This is a genomic window from Gilliamella sp. Fer4-1, from assembly GCF_001690515.1.
GTDB lineage: Bacteria > Pseudomonadota > Gammaproteobacteria > Enterobacterales > Orbaceae > Gilliamella > Gilliamella apicola_C.
Genome location: NZ_LZGZ01000346.1, coordinates 1 through 6,652 on the forward strand (window position 1 = coordinate 1; position 6,652 = coordinate 6,652).

The window sequence follows — 6,652 nt, forward strand, 5'->3', positions numbered from 1 at the left end:
AAATGAATTCAGTTTCACCTATTGTTGATGTGTTACAAGGCAGAATTGCTGTTGGTAGCACTATTTCTGTTCAAGGCTGGGTAAGAACTCGGCGTGATTCTAAAGCCGGTATTTCATTTTTAGCTGTTTATGATGGTTCTTGCTTTGATCCTATTCAAGCTGTTATTGAAAATAATTTACCTAATTATGAACAAGATATCTTACGCTTAACTGCCGGATGTTCAGTTAAGGTGACGGGTAAAGTCGTGGAATCACCAGGTCAAGGTCAAAAATATGAATTACAAGCCATACAAGTTGAAGTTTACGGCTTTGTTGATGATCCTGAAACTTACCCAATGGCAGCTAAACGTCATTCAATTGAGTATCTTCGTGAAGTCGCACACTTACGAGCAAGAACGAATATTGTTGGTGCGATAACACGTGTACGCCATACACTTGCACAAGCAATTCATCAATTTTTTGATGAGCGTGGCTTTTATTGGTTATCAACCCCAATTATTACCGCGTCGGATACTGAAGGGGCAGGCGAAATGTTCCGAGTTTCAACACTCGATATGTTAAATCTGCCTAAATCAGATAATGGTAACATTGATTTTGATAAAGACTTTTTTGGTAAAGAAGCTTTTTTAACCGTTTCTGGACAGTTAAATGCTGAAACTTATGCTTGTGCGCTTTCTAAAGTTTACACATTTGGCCCAACATTTCGGGCTGAAAACTCAAACACAACTCGTCATTTAGCTGAGTTTTGGATGATGGAACCCGAAGTGGCATTCGCCGATCTAAATGACAATGCTAAGCTTGCCGAAGACATGCTGAAATATGTGTTTAAATCAGTATTAGAAAAACGTGCTGACGACATGCAATTTTTCGCTCAGCACGTAGATAAAGAAGCAATAACACGCCTTGAAAACTTTATTAACGCTGATTTTGCCCAAGTTAACTATACTGATGCTATAACCATTTTACAAAATTGCGATGCTAAGTTTGAAAATCCAGTCAGTTGGGGAATCGACTTAGCCTCAGAACACGAGCGTTATTTAGCCGAACAACATTTTAAAGCACCAGTAGTTGTAAAAAACTATCCGAAAGATATTAAAGCATTCTATATGCGCATGAACGATGACGGTAAAACCGTTGCGGCGATGGATGTATTAGCGCCTGGTATTGGTGAAATTATCGGAGGTTCACAGCGTGAAGAGCGTTTAGATATGTTAGATAAACGTATGGAAGAATTGGGACTTAAGAAAGAAGATTATTGGTGGTATCGTGATTTGCGCCGTTATGGTACCGTACCACATTCTGGCTTTGGACTTGGTTTCGAACGATTAATTGCTTATGTAACAGGTGTGCAAAATGTGCGTGATGTGATCCCATTTCCAAGAACACCACGTAATGCAAATTTTTAAACTAGTTGAGTTATAACCAATTCATTAGAGCTAAAGATTAACTAATTTTAGCTTTAATGCGCTCAAAAAACAAACAAACAGGCTTAATTTTGTGCTTAGGCATCACCTTTTATGAAAAGTTCGCTTGATTTTAAAAAAAATTTATACATAATTTACACTACTGTAAAAAGTAGATAAAAATAATAGATAAAAATATTATTTTTTGGATGAATAATTATTTGTACAAAATTGACACTAAACTTATGGACAGTGTCTTTTTAAGAAAATAACCATGAGGGTAAAAAATGAAACGTAATCTATTAGCAATCGCTATCCCTGCGCTTTTAGTAGCAGCTAGCGCAAATGCATCTATTGAAGTATGGAACAAAGATGGTAATAAAGTTGACTTTTATGGTCGAGTAAAAGCAGCTAACAATATTACTGATCGTGGTCAAGCTGGCGAAGGTGATGATACTTCTGCTCGTTTAGGTATGTCTGGCCAAACTCAAATCACTGATAGCGTAACTGGCTACGGTCGCTGGGAATATGAAGCGAAAGCAGGTAAGAATTCTGATAACGAAGTACGTTATGCTTTTGCTGGTTTAAACTTTGGTGATTTTGGGTCATTCGATTATGGTCGTAACGATGGTGTGCTAAAAGCAATCACAGCTTATACTGACGTATTACCGCAATTTGGTGGTGAAGCAGCAAACAATAGTTGGAACGTGCTTTCAGCTCGTACTAAAGCTGTTGCAACTTACCGTAACAATAACTTCTTTGGTCTATTTGATGACTTAAGTTTTGCATTACAATATGCAGATAATGGTGATAATGCAACTACTTTTGATAGTAAACTTGCTAAAGTAAAACTTGATAGCGATGGTGACTTCGATGGATTTAGTGGCGAAAGCCGTGAGGCCTATGGTGCAAATGTTCAATGGAGAATTTTTGACACAGGTTTAACTGCTGGTGCAGGTTATGCTCAAACAGCTGGTAAGAGTGCGAAATATCAGGACGAAGATGGTTACGTTGATGGCATTAAGAGAGTTAAAACTTGGTCAGCTGGTATCAAATACGATAACTATAATCTATACTTAGCGGCTAACTATTTCCAAACTAAATTCAATACTTACTATGATGCTTTTGAAGAGCACCACAGAGATCCAAAAATTAAAGGTGTTGAATTAGTTGCTCAATATGGTATTGATTTAGAAGTAGGTCGTTTAACACCTTCTTTGGCTTATGTGCAACATAAGGTTAGCAGTGATGAAGTTGGTTATTATGATGAAGATCATAAAGAGGGGCGTAATTTAGTTAAATATGTTTCACTTGGTGCAACATATGATCTAAATAAAAACTTTAGCGCTATCGTAGAATATAAATTTAATCTACTTAAGAAACAAGATATTGGTGCTGAGTTAAACACTATTCGTGAAAGCAACGGTCGCCACCCATACAAACCAGGTACTAAAGACGTGTTAGGTGTTGGTTTAATTTACCAATTCTAATTGCTTCTTGATATCTTATAAAAAGGCACTTATTGTGCCTTTTTTTTCGCCTTATAAATACCTTTCTAGTTAAAAAAACATTTTATGTTTAAAAAAAATAATAACAAACATTAAAATATTCGAAAATTCGCAGAATTAATCTAACTTCCAGTGTTAAATAGGTAATAAAATCTGTTCTGTAACAAGAAAATCGATATCACAATAATAATATAATTGCTAATTATTAGCAGTTATTTGTTAAACCAAAGCAAAGTAATTTGCATCTTTAATAATATAAAATACCTAAGAGGGTAAAAATGAAACGTAATCTATTGGCAATCGCTATTCCTGCGCTCTTAATTGCAGGCACAGCTAACGCTTCTATTGAAGTGTGGAATAAAGACAGTAATAAAGTTGACTTTTATGGTCGAGTTTATGCTTTAAACTATATTACTGATCGTAATAACCAAACGGGCGAAGGTGACAAAACCACAGCTCGTTTAGGTATGTCTGGTCAAACTCAAGTTACTGACAGTGTAACAGGATATGGTCGTTGGGAATATGAAGCTAAAACTGGCGAAAATGCCGATAACGAAACTCGCTATGCTTTTGCTGGTTTAAACTTTGGTGATTTTGGGTCATTCGATTACGGTCGTAATGATGGTGTGCTAAAAACATTAACGTCATATACGGATGTTTTACCTGAATTTGGTGGTGATGCTTCGGATAATGATCTTTATGCACTAACAGCGCGCACCAAAGCTGTTGCAACTTATCGTAACTCAGACTTTTTTGGCTTAGTAAACGGTCTGAATTTTGCTGTTCAATATGCGGATAATGGTGATAATAGCTCTACTCGCCATTTCATCAAACATGATCGTAATGGTGAAAAACGCGATAGCGCTGAAGCTTGGGGTTCAGTAGTTGATTGGAATGTGCTTGATACAGGTTTATCTGTTGGCGCAGGTTATGCTCAAACTGGTGGACATAAGGATGCTAAAGCATGGTCAGCAGGTGTTAAATATGATAATAACAACCTTTATTTAGCTGCATTATATATTCAAGGTAAACAAAAATATGGTTGGGATAATGCATTAACGACACACAGTGCGAATGACTTAAAAACCAAAGGTTATGAATTTGTTGCGCAATATGGTATTGACTTTGAAGTGGGTCGTTTAACGCCATCTGTTGCATATATTCAACATAAAGTTAAAGATGCATCTAGTTATTCAAGTGATGCAGGACTTAAAGGTAATGATTTAGCGAAGTATGTTGACGTTGGATTAACTTATGACTTTAACAAAAACTTACAAGCTATTATCGATTATAAGATCAATTTATTAGATAAAGATGATATTGGCGCACGTCGTGCTTTATATGAAGATGGCGCATTTACTAAATCGCAAATCAATGGCACAACAAAAGACACCGTAGCTCTTGGTTTAATTTACCAATTCTAATTGATTGTCTCTTAATATAAAAAAGGCACTTTAGTGCCTTTTTTATTATTTTTTACCGATTAAATATCTGTTGCACTTTAATTAAGACTCTGTTAAAAACAAACAAAGATAATAATAAATTAGGATATTAATGATGCTAAATACCACGCGCAAATTACTAACTAAAAAAAACATTGCTTTAGTTGCCCACGATCATTTGAAAGAGTCTTTATTAGCTTGGTGTAAAAAAAATCGTGAAGAGCTTTCTCATCATAATTTATGTGGAACAGGTACGACAGGCACATTAATCAAGAAAGAAACAGGATTAAATATTACGCCAATGCTTAGCGGACCAATGGGGGGCGATCAGCAAATTGGGGCGTTAATTGCAGAAGGTAAAATCGATATTCTCATATTCTTTTGGGATCCACTTAATGTGTACCGCATGATCCCGATGTTAAAGCGCTTTTACGTTTATCAACAGTTTGGAATATTCCGGTTGCTACAAATCAAGCTACCGCTAACGCATTAATACAATCGCCAATATTTACACAAGAAGTGGATATTGAAATTCCTGATTACCAAAGTTATTTGAAAGAACGAGTAAGGTAGATGCTAATTTCTTCTGTAAAGTTTTAGCATAGCTTGTGGTGCAATTGCTGAATATTTTGACGCAAAAACAATAATAATAACTAGTATACTTTTACGATCTGATGGCATAGCTATTTCAAATCGACTTACCATAACCCCCCTTTGGATTGCCTTAACGCTAGTAGATTTTTTGACGTCAGGATAATTATAAAAATGCCCCCCGTGATTAAGATAAGAAAGATTGGCTGATTTTTCCATTTCTAAATAAAATAGCTTCATTAACATCTAATTTAGCCCAGACTTCATTTGAAGTTAAAGGCATTGTTGAAATAATAGTTACTACATCATTAGATGTAGTATGTTTTTGAAAGTCAATTTCAACATCTTCATCAATTAATTTTGCTTTACCAAATGGCGCTTTACGGGTTATCCAATGTAAATTAGTTGCACAATAAGCAAACACATATTGCCCATCAGAAAGCAACATATTAAATATACCAAGTTGACTTAACTGATTGGCACATTGTTTAATATATTTAAACAGTTCAAGATCATCGGTCGGTTGTTGCGAATATTTTTGGTGTAATTGATTTATTAAGTAGCAAAAAGCATATTCACTATCAGTTTCGCCGACAGGTTGAAATAGTCCTGTATCTAAATTTTGGTAATCAGTTAATTGCCCATTATGGGCAAAAGTCCAGTTCTTACCCCAAAGCTCGCGAGTAAATGGATGGGTATTTTCCAGTGCGACACCGCCTCGATTTGCTTGTCGAATATGAGCAACCACGGCTTTAGATTTGATGGGATATTCTTTTACCATTTTAGCAATAGGTGAATAGCTACAAGGCTCAGGATCTTTAAATGTTCGGCAACCTTTTCCTTCATAAAAAGTAATCCCCCAACCATCTTTGTGAGGACCTTTGTCCCCACCTCGTTTAATTAGGCTACTAAAACTAAAACAAATATCGGTTGGCACATTGGCGCTCATACCCAATAATTCACACATATTATTTTGACATCTCCTTTTCAATAAGAAGAATAAGAATATGAATTACTTTAATGTGGATTTCTTGTACACGATCGGCATAGCCAGAATGTGGAACACGAATATCAACATCGGCAAGCCCATTCATCTTCCCACCATCTTTACCGGTTAATGTAATGATTTTCATCCCTCTTTGTTTTGCTGCCTCAATGGCTTTAAGCACATTGGTTGAGTTCCCTGAGGTTGAAATACCTAAAAGTACATCACCTTTTTGACCTACACCTTCAATATAACGTGAAAAAATAAAATCAAACCCAAAATCATTACCCACACACGAAATGTGACTTACATCAGATATAGCAATTGCAGGGTAAGCTGGGCGATTATCGCGAAAACGACCTGTTAACTCTTCAGCAAAATGCATCGCATCACAATGAGAACCGCCATTACCACATGATAAAACTTTACCGCCTTGTTTAAATGAATCAGCAATTAAGACAGCCGCTTTTTGAATCTGCTCAAGATTTTTATCATCCGAAACAAAACTAGTTAAGACCTCAATGGCTTGGTTTAACTCATTACGAATATTGTCAATGTACACTGATACTTCCCCATCATTAAATAAATTTATTGTACTATTGTAATTTTTTCAAAATAGCTTGCAAGCGATAAAAATAAAATTACTTTTCTTGGCAAAAACTTTCAGGTAGATATGTACATTAAGTACATATGTTTTAAATATAAATGTTAAAGTCCAAATAA

The 6,652-nt window shown here is 35.6% G+C and carries 5 protein-coding genes and 1 pseudogene; 4 read left to right on the plus strand and 2 right to left on the minus strand.

Annotation, left to right across the window (positions count from 1 at the left end):
- The first annotated feature begins 2 nt into the window (after positions 1-2).
- The 4 genes and pseudogenes from asnS (at position 3) to A9G30_RS11905 (ending at position 4,926) form a co-directional block, all read left to right on the plus strand.
- Positions 3-1,406, plus strand: coding sequence for an asparagine--tRNA ligase (gene asnS / locus A9G30_RS11890; protein WP_065589084.1), 1,404 nt, complete (start codon positions 3-5; stop codon positions 1,404-1,406).
- Between the two features lie 284 nt (positions 1,407-1,690).
- Positions 1,691-2,893: a porin gene (locus tag A9G30_RS11895; protein ID WP_065589085.1), complete on the plus strand. Its 1,203-nt coding sequence runs from the start codon at positions 1,691-1,693 to the stop codon at positions 2,891-2,893.
- 296 nt (positions 2,894-3,189) lie between these two features.
- Entirely contained in the window at positions 3,190-4,335 is a 1,146-nt protein-coding gene (locus A9G30_RS11900) for a porin (protein ID WP_065589086.1), read from the plus strand.
- A 133-nt stretch (positions 4,336-4,468) separates the two neighbouring features.
- A pseudogene (locus tag A9G30_RS11905) lies at positions 4,469-4,926 on the plus strand (methylglyoxal synthase).
- A gap of 205 nt (positions 4,927-5,131) precedes the next feature.
- On the opposite strand, the gene A9G30_RS11915 reads toward A9G30_RS11905, so the two are convergent.
- Positions 5,132-5,911 (minus strand): class II glutamine amidotransferase, encoded by a 780-nt coding sequence (locus A9G30_RS11915; protein WP_065589088.1) that lies wholly within the window; start codon positions 5,909-5,911, stop codon positions 5,132-5,134.
- Position 5,912: 1 nt separating this feature from the next.
- Positions 5,913-6,491 (minus strand): D-sedoheptulose 7-phosphate isomerase, encoded by a 579-nt coding sequence (gene lpcA / locus A9G30_RS11920; protein WP_065589089.1) that lies wholly within the window; start codon positions 6,489-6,491, stop codon positions 5,913-5,915.
- Positions 6,492-6,652: the final 161 nt, after the last annotated feature.

Bases quoted from the DNA above. Each gene is read 5' to 3' on its own strand.
- A9G30_RS11900 (WP_065589086.1), top strand. From the start codon at position 3,190: ATGAAACGTAATCTATTGGCAATCGCTATTCCTGCGCTCTTAATTGCA.
- asnS (WP_065589084.1), top strand. From the start codon at position 3: ATGAATTCAGTTTCACCTATTGTTGATGTGTTACAAGGCAGAATTGCT.
- A9G30_RS11915 (WP_065589088.1), bottom strand. From the start codon at position 5,911: ATGTGTGAATTATTGGGTATGAGCGCCAATGTGCCAACCGATATTTGT.
- A9G30_RS11895 (WP_065589085.1), top strand. From the start codon at position 1,691: ATGAAACGTAATCTATTAGCAATCGCTATCCCTGCGCTTTTAGTAGCA.